At 65.2% G+C, this 16645-nt stretch carries 22 protein-coding genes; 11 read left to right on the top strand and 11 right to left on the bottom strand.

The window, feature by feature from the left end; translation table 11 throughout:
- Nucleotides 1–21 precede the first annotated feature (21 nt).
- Together MUN23_RS10530 and MUN23_RS10535 are read right to left on the bottom strand one after the other, a co-directional pair.
- On the bottom strand, nucleotides 22–891 hold the full coding sequence (locus MUN23_RS10530; protein WP_248763768.1) for a DUF4031 domain-containing protein: 870 nt from the start codon (nucleotides 889–891) through the stop codon (nucleotides 22–24).
- Between the two features lie 37 nt (nucleotides 892–928).
- Nucleotides 929–2263 (bottom strand): FAD-binding oxidoreductase, encoded by a 1335-nt coding sequence (locus MUN23_RS10535; protein WP_248763769.1) that lies wholly within the window; start codon nucleotides 2261–2263, stop codon nucleotides 929–931.
- 181 nt (nucleotides 2264–2444) lie between these two features.
- Between MUN23_RS10535 and MUN23_RS10540 the strand changes: the two genes are divergently transcribed.
- The 5 genes from MUN23_RS10540 to MUN23_RS10560 all read left to right on the top strand — a co-directional run bounded on the left by MUN23_RS10540 (nucleotide 2445) and on the right by MUN23_RS10560 (nucleotide 6369).
- Complete coding sequence (locus MUN23_RS10540; protein ID WP_056341185.1) at nucleotides 2445–2855, top strand: molybdopterin-binding protein; 411 nt, start codon at nucleotides 2445–2447, stop codon at nucleotides 2853–2855.
- A gap of 44 nt (nucleotides 2856–2899) precedes the next feature.
- Nucleotides 2900–3664 (top strand): molybdate ABC transporter substrate-binding protein, encoded by a 765-nt coding sequence (gene modA, locus MUN23_RS10545; RefSeq protein ID WP_371876038.1) that lies wholly within the window; start codon nucleotides 2900–2902, stop codon nucleotides 3662–3664.
- A 40-nt stretch (nucleotides 3665–3704) separates the two neighbouring features.
- On the top strand, nucleotides 3705–4568 hold the full coding sequence (locus MUN23_RS10550; RefSeq protein WP_248763771.1) for an ABC transporter permease: 864 nt from the start codon (nucleotides 3705–3707) through the stop codon (nucleotides 4566–4568).
- Nucleotides 4565–5626 (top strand): sulfate/molybdate ABC transporter ATP-binding protein, encoded by a 1062-nt coding sequence (locus MUN23_RS10555; RefSeq protein ID WP_248763772.1) that lies wholly within the window; start codon nucleotides 4565–4567, stop codon nucleotides 5624–5626. The genes MUN23_RS10550 and MUN23_RS10555 overlap by 4 nt, the downstream gene beginning before the upstream one ends.
- 68 nt (nucleotides 5627–5694) lie before the next feature.
- Nucleotides 5695–6369 (top strand): hypothetical protein, encoded by a 675-nt coding sequence (locus MUN23_RS10560; protein ID WP_248763774.1) that lies wholly within the window; start codon nucleotides 5695–5697, stop codon nucleotides 6367–6369.
- 19 nt (nucleotides 6370–6388) lie between these two features.
- Here MUN23_RS10560 and MUN23_RS23640 read toward each other — a convergent pair whose 3' ends face one another.
- Nucleotides 6389–6598: a YciI family protein gene (locus MUN23_RS23640; protein WP_371876039.1), complete on the bottom strand. Its 210-nt coding sequence runs from the start codon at nucleotides 6596–6598 to the stop codon at nucleotides 6389–6391.
- 332 nt (nucleotides 6599–6930) lie between these two features.
- Nucleotides 6931–7317 (bottom strand): hypothetical protein, encoded by a 387-nt coding sequence (locus MUN23_RS10565; protein WP_248763775.1) that lies wholly within the window; start codon nucleotides 7315–7317, stop codon nucleotides 6931–6933.
- A gap of 270 nt (nucleotides 7318–7587) precedes the next feature.
- Here MUN23_RS10565 and clpB point away from each other — a divergent pair, with 270 nt between their 5' ends.
- Nucleotides 7588–10245: an ATP-dependent chaperone ClpB gene (gene clpB / locus MUN23_RS10570; RefSeq protein WP_248763777.1), complete on the top strand. Its 2658-nt coding sequence runs from the start codon at nucleotides 7588–7590 to the stop codon at nucleotides 10243–10245.
- Between the two features lie 25 nt (nucleotides 10246–10270).
- Here clpB and MUN23_RS10575 read toward each other — a convergent pair whose 3' ends face one another.
- Both MUN23_RS10575 and MUN23_RS10580 read right to left on the bottom strand, forming a co-directional pair.
- Nucleotides 10271–10666: a VOC family protein gene (locus MUN23_RS10575; RefSeq protein ID WP_248763778.1), complete on the bottom strand. Its 396-nt coding sequence runs from the start codon at nucleotides 10664–10666 to the stop codon at nucleotides 10271–10273.
- A complete protein-coding gene (locus MUN23_RS10580) occupies nucleotides 10663–10812 on the bottom strand; it encodes a CopG family transcriptional regulator (RefSeq protein ID WP_058930948.1) in 150 nt (49 codons plus the stop codon). Before MUN23_RS10580 ends, MUN23_RS10575 begins: the two co-directional genes overlap by 4 nt.
- Before the next feature lie 71 nt (nucleotides 10813–10883).
- Here MUN23_RS10580 and MUN23_RS10585 point away from each other — a divergent pair, with 71 nt between their 5' ends.
- Complete coding sequence (locus MUN23_RS10585) at nucleotides 10884–11450, top strand: GNAT family N-acetyltransferase (protein ID WP_256468735.1); 567 nt, start codon at nucleotides 10884–10886, stop codon at nucleotides 11448–11450.
- 358 nt (nucleotides 11451–11808) lie between these two features.
- Here MUN23_RS10585 and MUN23_RS10590 read toward each other — a convergent pair whose 3' ends face one another.
- Nucleotides 11809–12387, bottom strand: coding sequence for a DinB family protein (locus tag MUN23_RS10590; RefSeq protein WP_248763781.1), 579 nt, complete (start codon nucleotides 12385–12387; stop codon nucleotides 11809–11811).
- Nucleotides 12388–12503: 116 nt separating this feature from the next.
- On the opposite strand from MUN23_RS10590, the gene MUN23_RS10595 reads away from it, so the two are divergent.
- The 3 genes from MUN23_RS10595 (at nucleotide 12504) to MUN23_RS10605 (ending at nucleotide 13702) form a co-directional block, all read left to right on the top strand.
- Complete coding sequence (locus tag MUN23_RS10595; RefSeq protein ID WP_248763782.1) at nucleotides 12504–12647, top strand: hypothetical protein; 144 nt, start codon at nucleotides 12504–12506, stop codon at nucleotides 12645–12647.
- On the top strand, nucleotides 12644–13117 hold the full coding sequence (locus MUN23_RS10600) for a DUF1990 family protein (RefSeq protein ID WP_256468736.1): 474 nt from the start codon (nucleotides 12644–12646) through the stop codon (nucleotides 13115–13117). The genes MUN23_RS10595 and MUN23_RS10600 overlap by 4 nt, the downstream gene beginning before the upstream one ends.
- Before the next feature lie 123 nt (nucleotides 13118–13240).
- Nucleotides 13241–13702 (top strand): ATP-binding protein, encoded by a 462-nt coding sequence (locus MUN23_RS10605; RefSeq protein ID WP_248763785.1) that lies wholly within the window; start codon nucleotides 13241–13243, stop codon nucleotides 13700–13702.
- Between the two features lie 64 nt (nucleotides 13703–13766).
- Here MUN23_RS10605 and MUN23_RS10610 read toward each other — a convergent pair whose 3' ends face one another.
- From MUN23_RS10610 to MUN23_RS10625, 4 genes are all read right to left on the bottom strand, one after another.
- Nucleotides 13767–14222, bottom strand: coding sequence for a GNAT family N-acetyltransferase (locus tag MUN23_RS10610; RefSeq protein ID WP_248763787.1), 456 nt, complete (start codon nucleotides 14220–14222; stop codon nucleotides 13767–13769).
- Nucleotides 14223–14235: 13 nt separating this feature from the next.
- Nucleotides 14236–14706: an SDR family NAD(P)-dependent oxidoreductase gene (locus tag MUN23_RS10615; RefSeq protein ID WP_248763789.1), complete on the bottom strand. Its 471-nt coding sequence runs from the start codon at nucleotides 14704–14706 to the stop codon at nucleotides 14236–14238.
- Nucleotides 14707–14739: 33 nt separating this feature from the next.
- Nucleotides 14740–15273 (bottom strand): hypothetical protein, encoded by a 534-nt coding sequence (locus MUN23_RS10620; RefSeq protein ID WP_248763790.1) that lies wholly within the window; start codon nucleotides 15271–15273, stop codon nucleotides 14740–14742.
- Nucleotides 15274–15370: 97 nt separating this feature from the next.
- A complete protein-coding gene (locus tag MUN23_RS10625) occupies nucleotides 15371–16012 on the bottom strand; it encodes a septum formation family protein (RefSeq protein WP_248763791.1) in 642 nt (213 codons plus the stop codon).
- Between the two features lie 275 nt (nucleotides 16013–16287).
- Here MUN23_RS10625 and MUN23_RS10630 point away from each other — a divergent pair, with 275 nt between their 5' ends.
- Nucleotides 16288–16521, top strand: coding sequence for a DUF3073 domain-containing protein (locus MUN23_RS10630; RefSeq protein ID WP_056341155.1), 234 nt, complete (start codon nucleotides 16288–16290; stop codon nucleotides 16519–16521).
- Nucleotides 16522–16645 lie beyond the last annotated feature (124 nt).

The following is a 16645-nucleotide window of genomic DNA, read 5'->3' on the forward strand; positions in this document are numbered from 1 at the left end:
TCCGGCGGTTGCGGCGTTGAGTCAGGCCAGCTCGCCCCGCAGGTTCCGGCGGGCGGCTTCGAGCCACAGTTCCCGTGCGCGGTCGCTGTGGAAGAGGGGGTCCAGTTCCAGCAGGTGACGGACGACGGCGGCGCGGCCGGCCGCGAAGTCGGCGTCGCCGATGTGCGCGTAATCTTCCCGGACGGCGGCCACATACCGGGCGTACGGCTCAGGTTCGCCGCCGAGGACTGACAGGTCCGCGTCGCAGAGGAGGGCGCCGTCGTCGTCCCCTGGTTCCGGGCGGTGGTCCGACGTCAGCCTGACCAGCCGGGCCACCTCCTCGACTTGGGCGGCCGGAAGACCCGCGTCCGTGAGGCGCTCCTCGGCGAGGCGGGCCGATTCCTCCTCGTCCAGGCCGGCGACCCCTCGGTACACGGCATCGTGGAACCAGGCTGCGAGCAGCACGGTCCGCGGCGGATCGGCGGGGTCGGTAAGCAGGTCCATGGCCTCAAGTACTGCCAGCAGATGCGTGCAGCCGTGATACCGGCGGTGGTCCTCGCTCCAGCGGTCCAGCAGGTCCAGGAAGAGGGCGTCGTGTCCGGGCATGATGGTTTCCCAGCGGTTCAGCAATGGGACCTTGAGTGACTTGTTGCGCTGCCGGGCCGGGATGCGCAGCCCGCTGGCGATGAGCTTGCGCACCAGGATCCGGCCTTCCACCGGAATGGCGCCCGCAGCCACCAGGTCATCGAACCGGCGCTCGGCGACGTCGTAATGGTCGCCGTCGAACGCCCGGTCCGGGATGCCGGCCGCGGCGGCGAAGGCGTGCAGTTCCGCCAGCGACGTGTCCGAGATGAGGTGCGAAAAGTGTGTGCCGTGGGCGGGCCACAGCGGCGGATCCAGGTAAATCGCCATGGGGGAAGTCTAGTGCGGCGGCTCTCCGCTGGGCCGGTCAGGAGCCGGCCGGCAGGATGTTCTGGTTGCCCTGGAAGACGTTCCGCGGATCGAAGTCGCGTTTGACCCTGGCCAGTCGCGCGTAGTTTCCGTTGCCGAACGCGGCGCGGATGCGCTCCTGGCCTTCGTTGCCGATGAAGTTGAGCCACACGCCACCCGTGGCATAGGGTGCGATCTTGCCGCGGAAGTCCTTCACCCAGGCCTTGGCCAGCTGGCCTTCCTCGGGTGTTGGCGAGATGCCGTAGGGGTGGCTCACCCAGGCCGCGTTCCGGTTGTTCAAGGGCGTGGCCGCCCCCGCGTTCCCGCCGACGGCACCGCCCCAGCGGGCGATGAGCTGCTGGGACGTGGCATCGGGCAGGTTCCGGGCCGACTCCACAAACAGGTCCAGGGCCGCATCGGGAAGTTCGTCGTGGTAGTCCGCGCTCCAGTAGTTGTAGTGGTCCGGCGGATCGTCGATGGAGCCGTTGAACTCTGCATAGGGAGTGTCGGCCACCAGGTCAGCGGCCGGCCCCAGCTCGCGGAACGGCCGGGCATGTTCGGAGCCCTCCTCGGGCTCACCCGCGTACAGGTAGGCGATGAGAGTGGCCATCTTCCCCACCAGGTGCTCCGGAACAAACGGCTCCGGCGGCGCAGTGAAATACAGGAGCCCCAGGCCCACGCCATCAGGGGCGGCCAGAGCCAGGTCCCGGAACGCCCGCGAAACATCAGTGGCTGCCTCCCCGGGCCACAGCCAAAACCCGGCGTGGACCACCGGGCCGAGCCGGTGCGCCTGGAACGTGAAGGACGTGGCCACGCCGAAATTGCCGCCGCCGCCATGGAGAGCCCAGAAGAGCTCGGGGTTTTCACGGACGCTCGCGGTGACGCGCTCGCCGTCGGCCGTCACCAGGTCCACCGAGACGAGACTGTCGCACGCGAACCCGAAGGACCGCTCCAGCCAACCGGATCCGCCGCCCAGGGTGAAGCCGGCGACGCCGGTGGTGGAGGCCCGCCCGCCGGTCACAGCCAGGGCATGCTCCTGGGTAGCGCGGTCGAACTCGCCCCACGTCACGCCTGCTCCCACCGTGACGATGCCGGATTCGGGGTCCACGTCGATCGACTTCATGGGCCGGACATCGATCACCAGGCCGTCGTTGTTCATGGACATTCCGGCCACTGAGTGGCCACCGGCGCGGACGGCAATGGCGAGGGAGTTCTGCCGTCCGTAGCGCAGGGCTTCGGCCACGTCCGCATCATTTGAGCACTGGGCAATGACCGCCGGCCGCCGGTCAATCATGGCGTTGAAGACCTTCCGGGCCGGGTCATAGTCGGGGCTGTCAGGCCTGATCCACTTCATCACAAACGCTCCTCAGCGACTGCGGCCCCTCCCCTCCACATAGCGTAGGACTTCGGCACACGACGTTCCATAGGTGGCCGGTCCGGAGGCTCGCGAGGGGGCGGAAGAAGCGGCAAAGTCATATTCTGATCCGCGGCGGAAACTACTAAGAAAACCCGCAAATGCGGACTAGGATCATGAAATGCCAACTATTCGCGTATCCGAAGCCGCCCGGTTCCTCGGCGTTAGTGACGACACAGTCCGGCGCTGGACCGAGAACGGCAGCCTCACGCCCGTAAAGGACGACGCCGGCCGGCTGGCAGTCGACGGCCTCGAACTGGCCCGGCACGCCCAGAAGCTCGCGCAGCTTCCCGAGGACCCGCACCGTTCAGGGAGTTCGGCGCGCAACAGGTTCGTTGGCCTGGTCACGGGGATCACTGCGGACAAGGTCATGGCGCAGGTGGAACTCCAGTGCGGACCGTTCCGGGTGGTGTCGCTGATGAGCAGCGAAGCCGTCCGGGACCTGGGCCTGGAACTGGGCTCCGTGGCCACAGCGGTGGTCAAAGCAACCACAGTCATCATCGAAACCCCGCACGGAAAGAGCATCATTTGAGCATCAGCAAACACGCCAGCGCGGCCATCATCACGGCTGCCCTCATGCTGGGCGTCGCCGCGTGCGCACCGGCTACGACGCCCACGGCCACGCAGTCAGCCGCGTCGCAGTCCCCGGACGCCGCCGGCCAGGTCTCGGGGACCATCACGGTCTTCGCGGCCGCGTCGCTCAAAGCGACGTTCACCAAGCTGGCCAGTGACTTCGAGGCGAAGAACCCGGGAACCAAGATCGTGCTGAGCTTCGCCGGGTCCTCGGACCTGGTCACCCAGATCACCCAGGGCGCACCGGCCGAAGTTTTTGCCTCCGCCGACACCAAGAACATGACCAAGCTGGCCGATGCCAAGCTCCTGGACGGGACCGCGAAGAACTTCGCCACCAACGTCCTGGAGATCGCCGTCCCGCCGTCCAACCCGGCGTCGATCGCGTCCTTCGCCGACCTGGCCAAACCGGGCGTCAAGGTGGTTGTCTGCGCGAGCCAGGTTCCGTGCGGGGCGGCCGCGGACACGGTGGAAAAGGCCGCGGGCGTGACCCTCTCGCCGGTCAGCGAGGAGTCATCGGTGACGGACGTCCTGGGCAAGGTCACCTCGGGCGAGGCCGACGCCGGCCTGGTCTACGTCACCGACGTCAAAGGCGCCGGCGGCAAGGTCAAGGGAATCCCGTTCGACGAATCCGGCAAGGCAGTCAACACGTATCCCATCGCCCCAGTAGGCTCGAGCCGGAACAAGGAACTGGCGGCGGCCTTCATCGCCATGGTGACGGGCGCCGACGGGCAGAAAACCCTGAGCGCGGCCGGCTTCGGCGCCCCGTAAGTAAGCAACACCCGTATGTAAAGCCGCACCCAAGGAGACCATGAGACAGGCCAGGAACGGCGGGTACGGCGGCGTCCCGCGCTGGATTTACGTCCTTGCCGCTGCCGGCGGCCTGTTTGTGGTGCTGCCGCTCGCGGCCATGGTGGCCAGGGTCAACTGGGCGCAGTTCATTCCGCTGGTCACCTCGGAAGCGTCGCTGCAGGCCCTTGGGCTGAGCCTGCGCACGTCCGCGGCCAGCACCCTTCTGTGCATCGTGCTGGGTGTGCCGCTGGCCCTGGTCCTGGCCCGCGGCAGCTTCCCCGGCCAGCGCTTCCTCCGCTCACTGGTCCTGCTCCCGCTGGTGCTTCCGCCCGTGGTGGGCGGCATCGCACTCCTGTACACGTTCGGGCGACAGGGGCTGCTGGGGCGGACGCTGGAAGTGGCCGGCCTGCAGATCGCCTTTTCGACGACGGCGGTCATCCTGGCCCAGACCTTTGTGGCCCTTCCGTTCCTGGTGGTCAGCCTCGAGGGTGCCCTGCGGACCGCCGGGAACCGGTACGAAGCGGTGGCCGCGACGCTCGGCGCCGGGCCCACCACGGTGCTCCGCCGGGTCACCCTCCCGCTCGTGCTGCCGGGTCTGGCCTCCGGCGCGGTGCTGTCCTTCGCGCGCAGCCTGGGCGAATTCGGCGCCACCCTCACGTTCGCGGGCAGCCTGCAGGGGGTGACCCGGACCCTGCCGCTGGAAATTTACCTGCAGCGGGAAACGGACGCCGATGCCGCCGTCGCGCTTTCCCTGGTCCTCGTGGCGGTGGCGGTTGCCGTGGTGGCGCTCGCGTACCGCAGTCCCCGCGCCGCCGAACGGGCCCCCGCGCTTAGCGGGGAACGCACGACGACGGCGCCCGCCCAGGGAGGTGCGGTCCGGTGACGTTCTCGGTTCAGGCCGCCGTGGCCGGCCGCGGGTTCGACGTCTCCCTCGCGGTGGGACCGGCCGAAACGGTTGCCGTGATGGGGGCCAACGGCGCGGGCAAATCCACCCTGCTGAACGTCATCGCGGGCCTGCTGCACCCGGACTCGGGCACGGCCGAACTGGACGGCAGGACGCTGTTTGACCTCACCGCAGGACGCGGCCCATGGACGGCTCCGCACCGGCGCGGCACGGCGCTCCTGGCCCAGGAACCGCTGCTGTTCCCGCACCTGAGCGTGCTGGAGAACGTGGCTTTTGGGCCCCGGAGTGCGGGGGCTTCAAAGCCAGCCGCGCGGGAGTCCGCCCTGCGGTGGCTTGCGGAAGTCGAGGCGACGGAGCTGCAGTCCCGCCGCCCGGCCGAGCTCTCCGGCGGCCAGGCGCAGCGCGTTGCGGTGGCGCGGGCCCTCGCTGCCGACCCCGGGCTCCTGCTCCTGGACGAGCCGATGGCCGCGCTGGATATCCATGCCGCGCCGCTGCTCCGGCGCCTGCTCAAGCGCGTTCTGACGGGCCGGCGCGCCATCATCATCACGCACGACGTCCTCGATGCCCTGATGCTGGCCGACCGGGTGGTCATCTTCGAAAACGGGCGGATCATTGAGGAAGGCCCCACCCGCGTCATCCTCCAGCGCCCGCGCAGCCGGTTCGCGGCCGGACTCGCCGGACTCAACTTTGTGGCCGGCCACCTGACCGAACACGGTCTGCGGTCCGGCGCCCTTAACCTCTATGGCCACCACGACGTAGCCGCCCCGCTCCTCACCGGTCAGCCGGGCGTGGCTGTCTTCCCGCCGTCGGCCGTTTCCGTTTTCCTCACCGAAGCGCATGGCAGCCCGCGGAACTCCTTCGCCGTGACCATTACCGACCTGGAGCCGCACGGGGACGGGATCCGGGTCCGCGCCGGGGAGGGCGGGCAGCTGAGCGCGGACATCACGCCGGCGGCCTCTGTTGATCTCGGATTGGCGCCGGGCATGCAGGTGTTCTTCGTGATCAAGGCCGGTGCCGTGGCCATCTACCCGGGCTGAAGGGGCGGGAATGTGCGGGTAGGCTGGTCAGCGTCGTCCGGACGCGGCGGCGGTATTGGGGGAGAACGATGAAGAAAATTACGACGGCGGCTGCCGTCCTGGCGCTGCTGGCGGGCCTGTCCGGGTGCAGCCTGTTCCCGTCGCCGACGCCGCTGCCGGACATCGCCCCGGCAACGCCTGCGTCCGTGCTGCCGCCGGAGTGCCCGTTTGTGGGCCGGGACGACGTGTCGCCGGTCCGGATCCCCAAGGGCACGCCGCGCGAAACCATCGGCAGCGTCCTGAACGCCTACAGCGGATGGCTCAACGCCGGCTCCGAGCTGGTCAGGGCCTGGAGCCCGGGCAAGGCCGTCCCGGAAGACTGCGTCGCAGACCTCGCTGCAAAAAACGCCGAAGCCTATTCGAGCACGCTGTTCACCACGCACAGCGACGTCGCGTGGCAGGAATACTTTGCGGCGGTGAAGGTGATGAACCAGCAGAACCTGGCGGCGGTCCGCGTTGCCGAGGCGGGCTCGGGCGGGCGCGGCACGTTTGAGCTGCTGCAGGAGATCGATTCGAGCGCCACGGACAGCGGCACGTTCCTGAAGTTCGACGCCGTCTACCGCCCCGTGATTGCCGGACAGGGCAGCTGGGAGGACCTGGACACACCGACCCGCTGGTACGTGGAACTCGTCCCGGCGGGGGAGTTCCTGGTGATCAACTACATCGAAACCAAGCCTGCGGCCGGCTATCCGGCAAAGCCCTAAACCGGCCGCAGACCGCTGGCTACATCCCCGGGATGTCGAGTGTTTCGTGGATCTGGATGGTGGCGCCTTCGCCGGACATGAAGTGCGGGTGGCCTTCCATCAACGCAACAGCGGCGTTCAGGTCCTCGGCCTGGATGACGCTGTATCCGCCCAGCGTTGCCTCGGCATCTGTGACTGCCGAACCGTCCAGGACCTTGGCGGCGCCCAGCGGCGTTCCGAGGTCAACGATGCCGTCACCGGCCCTGGCAGCTCAATCCATCCACATTTTCATGCCGGCCTCGGCCTCTTCGGGGCTCGCTTCCGCCATGGCTTCTTCGGCTGGCTTGGGCGATTTGTACAGAACCACAAATTTCTTCACGGTACGTCCTTGTCTTCGTGCGCCGAAAGGATCTCCCGCCGGTCACAGGATGATCCTAGGGCGTCACGCGCCGCTACGGCAGGGGTGGCCGACGGCCCCCGACGAAGGAGGGCCTCGAGGAATCTTAATGACATTGTCAACGGATTCCTGAGCAGCTCTTAACGAGTGAGGCCGGCCCCTTAGGGGCCGGCCTCAGTTTTCCCTCAGCAGCTCGAACGCGTCTTCTCCGTGCGCGTCTCACCGTTCGTGAGGACAACCTGGGAGTTGGCGCGGCACGTCACGCCATCCTCGGTAAACGTGTTCTGGCTACTCAACTTTGTCACGTTGTCCGTCAGCGTGTAGTGCGTTTTATAGTCGAACGACGACTGGCTGGCAGTCGTCTGATCGCGGGTGTTCGTCGTGTAGTGGCCGTCGACGTTTCGGGTCGCGCCGCGGTAGTCATAGGTGTATGACCCATCGGGGCTGCTGGTTTCGGTCTGTTCCACCTGGGCGCGGTTGCTGCCCGGGTCGGACGGCGGCGCGGCCAGCGCCGGCGAGGCAGTGAGGGCGAGAGCCAGGCCAGCGCCGGAGGCGACGACCAAGCGGGTCAAACGGTTCATGTTAGGGTCCTTCCGATTCTTTGTCGGGCGGCCCCAACCGCAGTGACAGGATTCTAACGATTGCCTCTAGCTCCGCACAACACTTTTCGCGAGCATCTTGTCGCTACGCCAGTCCCTGGACACGGATTTCCACATAGGCGTGGTGCGGCTCTGGACAGGCAGTTCGCCGTCGGCAAACATGGGGCGTAGAGGGCATTTCCTCAAAGTTGAGCGTTGTAGACTCAACTTAGCGAAAAATGCACATCCCGGAAGGAGCTCTCTTTGGACGTCAAATTCACCACCAAGAGCCAGGAGGCTCTTTCGGCAGCAGCCATGAACGCCTCGACGGCGGGGAATCCCCAGGTGGAACCTGCCCACCTGCTCAAGGCGCTGATGGATCAGCGGGAAGGCGTCGCCGTGGCGCTTCTCCGCGCCACCGGCGCAGACCCGGATACCGTCAGCGTGCAGGCGAGTGGCGCCATCAAGGCGCTGCCGGCAACGTCGGGCGGCTCCACGCAGCAGGCCCAGCTGTCCCGGCCCGCGCTGCTGGCCATCCAGAACGCGAAAAACGAGGCCGACCGGCTGGGTGACACGTATGTCTCGACCGAAGTGCTGCTGCTGGGGCTCTCTGCCGGGAGTGACGCCGTCGGGCGGTTAATGCGCGACGCCGGTGCCTCCCATGAAGCGCTGCTCGCCGCCCTGCCGGGTGTCCGCGGCGACCGCAAGGTCACCACGCCGGACCCGGAAAACACGTTCCAGTCGCTGGAGCGGTTCGGCACTGACCTTACCGCGATGGCGCGTGCGGGCAAGCTGGACCCGGTGATCGGCCGCGATACCGAGATCCGGCGCATCATCCAGGTGCTGAGCCGCCGCACCAAGAACAACCCTGTCATTATCGGCGAGCCGGGCGTTGGCAAGACGGCCGTCGTCGAAGGGCTCGCCCAACGGATCGTGGCGGGCGATGTCCCGGAAAGCCTGAGGGGCAAGAATCTGATCGCCCTCGACCTCGCGTCCATGGTGGCAGGGGCGAAGTACCGCGGCGAGTTCGAGGAGCGGCTCAAGGCCGTCCTGGAGGAGATCAAGAATTCGGACGGCCAGATTGTCACGTTCATCGACGAGATCCACACGGTGGTGGGCGCCGGCGCCACGGGGGAATCATCGATGGATGCCGGCAACATGCTCAAGCCCATGTTGGCACGCGGTGAGCTGCGGCTGATCGGTGCCACCACCTTGGATGAGTACCGCGAGAACATCGAGAAGGACCCCGCGCTGGAGCGGAGGTTCCAGCAGGTGTACGTGGGTGAGCCCAGCGTGGAAGATACCATCGGGATCCTCCGCGGACTCAAGGAACGCTACGAGGCGCACCACAAGGTCACCATCGCCGACTCTGCGCTGGTAGCCGCCGCAACCTTGTCCAACCGCTACATTTCCGGCCGCCAGCTGCCGGACAAGGCCATCGACCTCGTGGACGAGGCCGCCTCGCGGCTGCGGATGGAGATCGACTCCGCACCGGAGGAGATCGACCGGCTGCGCCGTGCCGTGGACCGGCTCACCATGGAGGAACTGGCCCTCGCGAACGAGAAGGACGCCGCTTCGGTGGAACGGCTGGCGGCCCTCCGCGCGGACAAGGCCGACAAGAGCGAGGAGCTGGACGCGCTGAATGCGCGCTGGGCGGCCGAAAGGGCCGGGCTCAACCGGGTGGGCGACCTGAAAGCCAAGCTCGATGAGCTCCGCTCCACGGCGGACAAGGCGCAGCGCGAAGGCGACCTGGAGACGGCGTCGCGGATCCTGTACGGCGAGATTCCGGCAGTGGAGCGGGAGCTGAATGCGGCCGCCGCAGCCGAAGAGGCGGTGACGGAAAAGCCTGCCCAGATGGTGGCTGACGAGGTCACCGCGGACGACATTGCCGAGGTCATTTCCGCGTGGACCGGCATCCCCGCCGGGCGCATGCTGCAGGGTGAAAGCCAGAAGCTGCTCCATATGGAGCAGGAGCTCGGCAAGCGCCTGATCGGCCAGGCCAAGGCGGTGGCCGCGGTGTCCGACGCCGTCCGTCGCGCCCGGGCCGGCATCAGCGATCCCAACCGGCCCACGGGTTCGTTCCTGTTCCTGGGGCCCACGGGCGTGGGCAAGACCGAGCTGGCCAAGGCGCTCGCGGATTTCCTGTTCGACGACGAACGCGCCATGGTGCGGCTGGACATGTCCGAGTACGGCGAGAAGCACTCGGTGGCGCGGCTGGTGGGTGCCCCTCCGGGGTACGTCGGCTACGAGGAGGGCGGCCAGCTGACGGAGGCCGTCCGCCGCCGGCCGTACTCGGTGGTCCTGCTGGACGAGGTGGAAAAGGCCCATCCGGAGGTTTTCGACATCCTCCTGCAGGTGCTCGACGACGGCCGCCTCACCGATGGCCAGGGCCGCACCGTGGACTTCCGCAACGCCATCCTGGTGCTGACGTCCAACCTGGGCAGCCAGTTCCTGGTGGACCAGTCGCTGGACGCGCAGGCCAAGCGGACCGCGGTCATGACCATGGTCAACGCCTCTTTCAAGCCGGAGTTCCTGAACCGGCTGGACGAGATTGTGCTGTTTGAAGCCCTGACCGTTGACGAGCTGGCGGAGATTGTGGAACTGCAGGTGGCCGAGCTCGGCAGGAGGCTGCACGATCGCCGGCTCTTCCTGGACGTGTCCGACGGCGCCCGAGCCTGGCTGGCCATGTCCGGCTTCGACTCCGCGTACGGTGCCCGGCCACTGCGCCGGCTAGTACAGCGGGAGATCGGCGACCGCCTGGCCAAGGCCATCCTGTCCGGCGACATCGCCGACGGTGACACGGTGCTGGTGGACACCGCGGCCGACGTCGACGAACTCACGATCGAAGGGCTGGAGGCGCTTGCGGGACCCGACGGCGATGCTCCCGCTGGCACGGGCCTGGTGGTGCGGCGCAAGGAATAGCGGTCCTGCAAGGCTCGGGCGAAACCTATTTCAGGGCAGCAGATTCCCGTATTTCATAGCTGAGGTTTTGGAGGTCCGCATCCACTTCGTTGACTTGGATGCGGTATCCCTCGGGGTCATTGACAGTGATGAAACGGCCGAACGTTTCGTCCATGATGTCCGACGGGGCATATCCGGCAGCTCTTAGTCGCTCTGCGGTGAGCTCCAGCCTTTCGTCGGTGGAGAAGTGCAGCGCGACTGCTCCCGCATCTGAGTGTGTGGTTCCCGCTTGGGCAATGTGGAGCCCAAGTTGCCCGCCGTTGCCGTGCAGGTCCGCCCAGGTTCCGCTCGTTGCTGCAGCGTTCTCGTTCAACCCAAGCGTGGAATAGAACTTGTTGGCGGCCTCGATGTTCCGCACGAAGCGGATTGGAGTAACTCTCATTTGGTGGAACCTTCCTTGTTGAGGGCCTGGGTCAGCGTTTCTTCAACGAACGACGACAGTGATAGTCCGCGTTCGATGGCTGCGTGTTTGACCTGCTTGACCAGGTCCGTCGGCAGGTAGATGTTGAACTGTGTTTTATCGGCCATGGCTAGAATGCTAGCAATCTAGCATTCGATGCACAAGGGCCAGCGTGCGGGGGCGCCTGTAGGCTTCGTAGGTGATTCCCGGAAAGACGTCCCGGCTTCGATTCCGGCAGATGGCGTCAGCAGACCTGGACAACATGACTGCGCTTCTGGGTGATCCTGCTGTCATGGCGTATTACCCTGCGCCCAAGACGCGGGAAGAGGCCGCGCACTGGATCGCCTGGAATGAAGCGAACTACGCCACGCACGGGTACGGCCTTTGGATTGTGGAAACCCTCGATGGCGAGTTTCTGGGCGACTGCGGACTTACCTGGCAGCAGGTCAATGGTCGCAGCGAGTTGGAGGTCGGATTTCACCTCCGAGCGGAGGCGTGGGGCCGGGGATATGCGACCGAAGCGGCCGCGGCGTGCATGGAATTCGCACGCGACGAGCTCGCTGTTAGGCAGCTCGTCGCCATTATCCATCCAGAAAATATGGCTTCTCGTCGGGTGGTGGAGAAAATTGGCATGAGGTACACCGAGAACGATCATGGCGGGGCCGTCACGACCCGGATGGTTCTCGGAGTTCAGCTGGCGGCATGGGGCGCGACTATTACCTGTACGTCGTCTTCGTACAACAACCGTCCGGGATCGTTTGAATGAAGCACTTGCCACTCAATGCCGTACCGGCTTAGAAGGTCCGTGTAGAACTCAACGCGGACGAGCAAATGCCCAGCTGTGCATTTGAACCAAGCCTCCGCTGTCGGGTTGATTGCATGGTCGTATATCGATTTATCCATCGTCGACGGATTCAAATATGCGGAATCGTAATGGTCATTTGAGCGCCGCCAGGAAGCCCAGTCCTGGGTGCTGAGTCTGCCACCGTTTGCTAAACCGTTGGCGAGATTAAAGATGCCCGGGTAGCGTCCACGGCCATTGGCGATGCCTGCCTGGTAGCGCACATACTTCGAGTCCATGGTTCCCAACTGATCACCTGTCCGAAATTTCGTAGGCGCTGACTTTATCGTCCGGCTTCGCGTGCAGCGGCTTCAATCCGGGACCGATAGGCAGCCCATTCTTCCGATGTGCGGCTTGGCACGTTCGGATCTTGCGGTCCGTTGCCCGCTGTGCCGTCGATTAGCTCGCGCAAAATGTCGGCATGCCCTGCATGCCGGGCTGTCTCAACGCACACGTGAACCAGGATCTGATGGAGGGTCACACGTCGGCGCTCGGGCGTCCACCAAGGTACTTCACCTGCAGAGTCGAGGCTGAGTGACTCTATCGTCGCGTCGCTTTGTCGAGCGGAGAAATGGTAGAAGTCAATGATGTCTGCCCGGCTCTCGTCGGCCGTTGCCCACATATCATCGTCGACTTCCCCAGCATCGGACAACCAGGGCACTTCCCGGCCGTGCGGTCTGCCGAAGACGTCGCTGAAGTATTCCAATTGCACGCCACCGACGTGCTTGACCAGCCCCAGGAGGTTGGTAGCTGTGGGCGTCATCGGACGGCGAATGTCGTACTCGCTGACGCCGTCGAGTTTCGCGAGAAGATCTGCCCTTCGAAGGCGAAGGTACCCAAGCAAGTCAGCCTTTTGATCCATATCCCTCACTCTGCCTTAGGGCGACGCCTAAAACCGCAAACAACATGGCGGTTATCTGACGTAGGCTTTCAAACGTCCGAACGGGACTGCAAAACTTCTTGGGGGAAGAACAACACATGGATATTGTCCTGTCGGCCGTTTTTGCGGCCATTTTCTTTTACGTCCTCTATGGGGTCATCCGGGCGGCGACGCGGGACGGAAACATTGCGGCCCGAAAGGCCGAAAAGGCTGACGCAACCCGAACTGACGGCTCTGTGTGACCAGCCCGGACTTACGGCCGTGGCCTCCCAGTGATCGCAAATACCGTCGGTCAGAAGTCACAGCCATAGTGGGAAGCGGCGACCTTGTTTGGCAGCGCGCTGCATCAGAGGTGCTCCGTTGGAAGGTAAAAACCGCGAGTGGTTTTGATGTGGACACCACGAGCCAGGTGTCCGCAGGCGACCGCGCGATCGTGACGGCCCGCGCGTTGGGCTTCACCGTTGTAGAACCGGTCGAAGTTGTGACTGTCGTGCAGGAGCCTGACCGAAGCGGGTTCTCCTACCGGACGATGCCAGGTCACCCCGTCGACGGCGAAGAAGCCTTCATCGTCGACCGCCGTGGCGACGACGTGCACCTCACCATCCGCTCCCTGACCCGGGCGGCCGCACGGCAGCCGTGGCGAGTGCTCTACCCACTCCTTCTGGTGGCGCAGCGAATCGTGCGGAGGCGATACCTGCGGGCTCTCCGATGAACTAGCGAACTAATCGCCGTGAAGGGTGACAGTTACCGTCGTCGCCTCATCCGCTGGAAACAAAACAGTATGGGGGGTTAAGATCCCCGTCGGTGCGAGATTGCCCTGCGTACGATCGTGAGTATGAGTCGAGTTATCTTCATGTGCGGGCCGGCGGGCTCCGGCAAATCCGCTGTTGCCGGTCGCTTGGCGGCCGAAGGTATGGTCCGGCTGTCCTTTGACGAAGTGGCGTGGCAGATGGGACTCCGCATCATGCCCGTTGAGGAGGGCATCCAGCGGCAGATCGCGGCGGCGCTTAAGGCCCGCCTCCTAGATCTGGTCGCGTCAGGGGCAGATGTTGTTCTCGACTTTTCATTCTGGTCCAGGAGCATGAGGGAGGATTACCGTCTCCTGTTAACGCCGCTGGGTGTCGAGCCCGAGACCATCTACCTGGCCACGACCCGCGAAGTTGCACTTGCCCGCGTCCGCGCCCGCATGGCCGGCCACGCGGACGATTTCCAGTTGAGCGCTGAACTGGCGGCCGAATATTTCGACCACTTCGAAGTCTCCACAGCAGAGGAAGGTCCACTCACGGTCATTACGTAGTGGCCCAATGATGGCGTTCATGTTCGCCGATGCGACACCAGGTATCTACACCGGCAAGGCGTTTCTAACTCTCGTACTCGAAGCGTTTGACGAGCAGTTCCTCGGCCGGAGCAAACCCGTACCTGGCATAGAAGGTCTTTGATTCGGCTGAGGGGGAGAGGACGATCCGGGCTGCCTTGATGCTCTGTGAGAACTGACTAGCCGCCTCCAATAGCTGGCCTCCCACTCCACAGTTGCGATAGTCGGCAGCAACGAAGGCGTTCCCGAGATACACCCAGCAGGTCGACTTCTTGCCGGGTTTAGGCATCCGCTCAAAGACCATGAGATTCAGCATTCCGATAAGCGTGCCGTGCAGATCTGCGACGAACATGGTGCGCGCGTTATTTTCCTGCCAGGCTCGGTAGTCAGTCTCGAAGTCCGGATCCTCGGTCGATACCCCTGTTTGCTCTGCAACCCACGCGGCCCGCAGACGGATGAGGCTGGGCGTATCAGCGGTGGTTGCCTGTCGAATGATGAGCATCCGCCTACTGTAGCTACCAGGGGAGGTCCCGTTCCCCGAGCGCACAGAACCGGGGCGAGGTGCGGTCGCCAGAGTCGACGAGTTCTCTCAGTTGCGCAGCAGCAGTGCGAGGATCCTTGGATGCGTCGGCCTGTCCCATGTCCGTGGCCAGTTTCCCAGTGTGCACTGCCCAGCAGCGGACCCGCCCCTGACGGTCCTGAGCCAGCGCGATGGTCAGCATGTTCTGCGCCGCCTTGGACATCTTGTAGGCATAACTTGTGGACAGGTCCGCGAACGTACCGCTGGTCTGGGCCGACAGGGAGCCCAGGCGAGAGGTCACGTTGACGACGATCGGATCAGGCGCCGCCAGCAGGTTTGGCAACAGGAACTGCACCAGTCGCAACGGACCCGCGGCGTTTACGTCGACCGCGTTCAAGACCCCATCGGCTGGAATCGATCCCAGCTCATCATGGGGCGCTCCTTGGGCCGCGTTGTTGATCAGCAAATCGACGGGGCGGCCGTCCAGGACTTCCAGAAGCTACGAAGCGGGGACGAGCCTGAAGGCATAGCGTCCGTCTGGGCCGCTGCCGGGATTCATGGTGAAGTCTGCACCGTCGGTGTCCAGCTTCACTTGCGCCGCGAACACCCCGCCGTCGCACGCGACACGGACTGGATCCAGAACGGCGGCGCCTGCCCAGCTCGCCACTGACAACTCGACGCCGGTGGGTCCTTCGCACAGGAAGTGCAGTTCGTAATTGCCGGGCTTGGCCGTCATCCCAAAGCCGGTGGTTGAATTCGAACTGGCGCTGCCCGCCACTTGGCCGGGCAGCGCCGGTTTCAGCTGCTGAGATGACCAGTCACTCATGTCTTCGAGCGATGATGCCCGCGGGTCGCTGTTCGGCGCCGAAGTAACGCCGGTTGACCGGGGCTGCGCCGTTGCGCCTTGGGACGAGGAGCCAGCTGCACCCTCAGCCGGGCCACCGTACTCACAGCCCGACAGCGACACCACCAGTGCGGCCGAAACGAACAGGACCCGTGTGCGCTGAGTCTGCGTCCCCCAAAGAGCTGACATGCCCCGAGCCTAAACCCCAGCCCAAAGGTCAATCCAGCGAACCGCCGAATGCAATGAAGCCGTAGGCTCTGTATCCGTTCGCGGGCAATGCGGTCTGTTAGGGCAGCGCGCTGGCGTTGATGACGTTCCCGCCGTCGGCCGTGACGTAGCAGTCCACGCGCCGGTCGCCTGATTCCCAACTGGTGCTGCTGGGGTAGGCCCGCTGGAAGTTCAGCGTGTACTCGTTCGCCGCCGGTCCCAGCTTCGCCGCCTGGCAGGCCTCCAGGGCCTTGGCGGCCAGGGCCTCCCGGCCCGGATAGGAGCCGACGGCGGGGTAGCGGAAAACGGCCACAAGCTGGGCTGAGTGGCCTGCATCGCAGGCCACCACCGTTGACCGCAAAGCCTCGGGGTCAAAATCCTTGAAGCAGTCGCCCAGCCGGTAGTCCGGCGGCTCCACACCCTCACGGGGGAGCGGGAGCGGCGTGGCCAGGGGGGTGGGTGAGGTTTCCACGATCACGGAGCCGCCGTCGCCGGTCGTTTCCGGTGCCCCGGAATCCAGCCACGCGGCGAGCCACACCAGGCCTCCCACCACACCGAGCAGAACCACCACGAAGACAGTCTTCAGGAGCGTAGAAGCGACCCGCCGCGGCTTCCGCGCCGGGGGCTCCACCGCAGTTGCCGGAAAAGCCACCTGCGGCAATCCGGCGGTGGGCGGAGCGGCAGGTTTGGGCGGGACGGGGCGCGGTTCCTGGTTGTCCATCCGGATACCCCTCCTGGGTTTCGCCTCGGGATGCTGGATTCTCCGGGGACCCGGATCGGCAGCTGATGAAGAGACTCTATCCAACAAAAAAGCCGGGAACCGTGCGCGTCGCGGCGGAAAGGGTACCCGACATGGCGTCCGCGCGCACGGGCCGGGGCGCACCGTGCGCGGAAAGCATGTAATCTAGGTGTTACGACAAATTGACCAAACATTCCGGGGCCTCACCGATAGCCAAGGTGACCACCTCCGGTCCGAGTACAAAAGGGGGTCACGCCATGGGGCGCGGCCGTCAAAAGGCAAAAGCTACCAAGCAGGCTCGGGATATTAAGTACTATTCCCCGAACACTGACTATTCGGCCCTTCAGCGAGAGCTCAAAGGTCCTGAAGGTCGTGCCACGAGCCATTTCGCGAATGACCCGGTTGAACCGGACTATTCGGCTTATGTGGATAAGTACGCGGACGATTTGGAAGAAGACGACGACGAGGTACACACCCGTCGGATCGGCTAGTTGTTGCACGCCGGCCCCGCCGCAAGGTGCCCGGCCCCGCGACGCTGCAGTACGTTCGGACGCCGTTCGTTAGTACAGCGCTTCTTTTCAGCACCCCGGATCCCAGCGGACCCGCGGTGCTGGC

Source organism: Pseudarthrobacter sp. SSS035 (genome assembly GCF_023273875.1).
In the GTDB taxonomy this organism is placed as follows: Bacteria; Actinomycetota; Actinomycetes; order Actinomycetales; family Micrococcaceae; genus Arthrobacter.

Bases quoted from the DNA above. Each gene is read 5' to 3' on its own strand.
- MUN23_RS10530 (WP_248763768.1), bottom strand. From the start codon at position 891: ATGGCGATTTACCTGGATCCGCCGCTGTGGCCCGCCCACGGCACACAC.
- MUN23_RS10535 (WP_248763769.1), bottom strand. From the start codon at position 2,263: ATGAAGTGGATCAGGCCTGACAGCCCCGACTATGACCCGGCCCGGAAG.
- MUN23_RS10540 (WP_056341185.1), top strand. From the start codon at position 2,445: ATGCCAACTATTCGCGTATCCGAAGCCGCCCGGTTCCTCGGCGTTAGT.
- modA (WP_371876038.1), top strand. From the start codon at position 2,900: ATGCTGGGCGTCGCCGCGTGCGCACCGGCTACGACGCCCACGGCCACG.
- MUN23_RS10550 (WP_248763771.1), top strand. From the start codon at position 3,705: ATGAGACAGGCCAGGAACGGCGGGTACGGCGGCGTCCCGCGCTGGATT.
- MUN23_RS10560 (WP_248763774.1), top strand. From the start codon at position 5,695: ATGAAGAAAATTACGACGGCGGCTGCCGTCCTGGCGCTGCTGGCGGGC.
- MUN23_RS10575 (WP_248763778.1), bottom strand. From the start codon at position 10,666: ATGAGAGTTACTCCAATCCGCTTCGTGCGGAACATCGAGGCCGCCAAC.
- MUN23_RS10580 (WP_058930948.1), bottom strand. From the start codon at position 10,812: ATGGCCGATAAAACACAGTTCAACATCTACCTGCCGACGGACCTGGTC.
- MUN23_RS10590 (WP_248763781.1), bottom strand. From the start codon at position 12,387: ATGGATCAAAAGGCTGACTTGCTTGGGTACCTTCGCCTTCGAAGGGCA.
- MUN23_RS10595 (WP_248763782.1), top strand. From the start codon at position 12,504: ATGGATATTGTCCTGTCGGCCGTTTTTGCGGCCATTTTCTTTTACGTC.
- MUN23_RS10605 (WP_248763785.1), top strand. From the start codon at position 13,241: ATGAGTCGAGTTATCTTCATGTGCGGGCCGGCGGGCTCCGGCAAATCC.
- MUN23_RS10610 (WP_248763787.1), bottom strand. From the start codon at position 14,222: ATGCTCATCATTCGACAGGCAACCACCGCTGATACGCCCAGCCTCATC.
- MUN23_RS10620 (WP_248763790.1), bottom strand. From the start codon at position 15,273: ATGTCAGCTCTTTGGGGGACGCAGACTCAGCGCACACGGGTCCTGTTC.
- MUN23_RS10625 (WP_248763791.1), bottom strand. From the start codon at position 16,012: ATGGACAACCAGGAACCGCGCCCCGTCCCGCCCAAACCTGCCGCTCCG.
- MUN23_RS10630 (WP_056341155.1), top strand. From the start codon at position 16,288: ATGGGGCGCGGCCGTCAAAAGGCAAAAGCTACCAAGCAGGCTCGGGAT.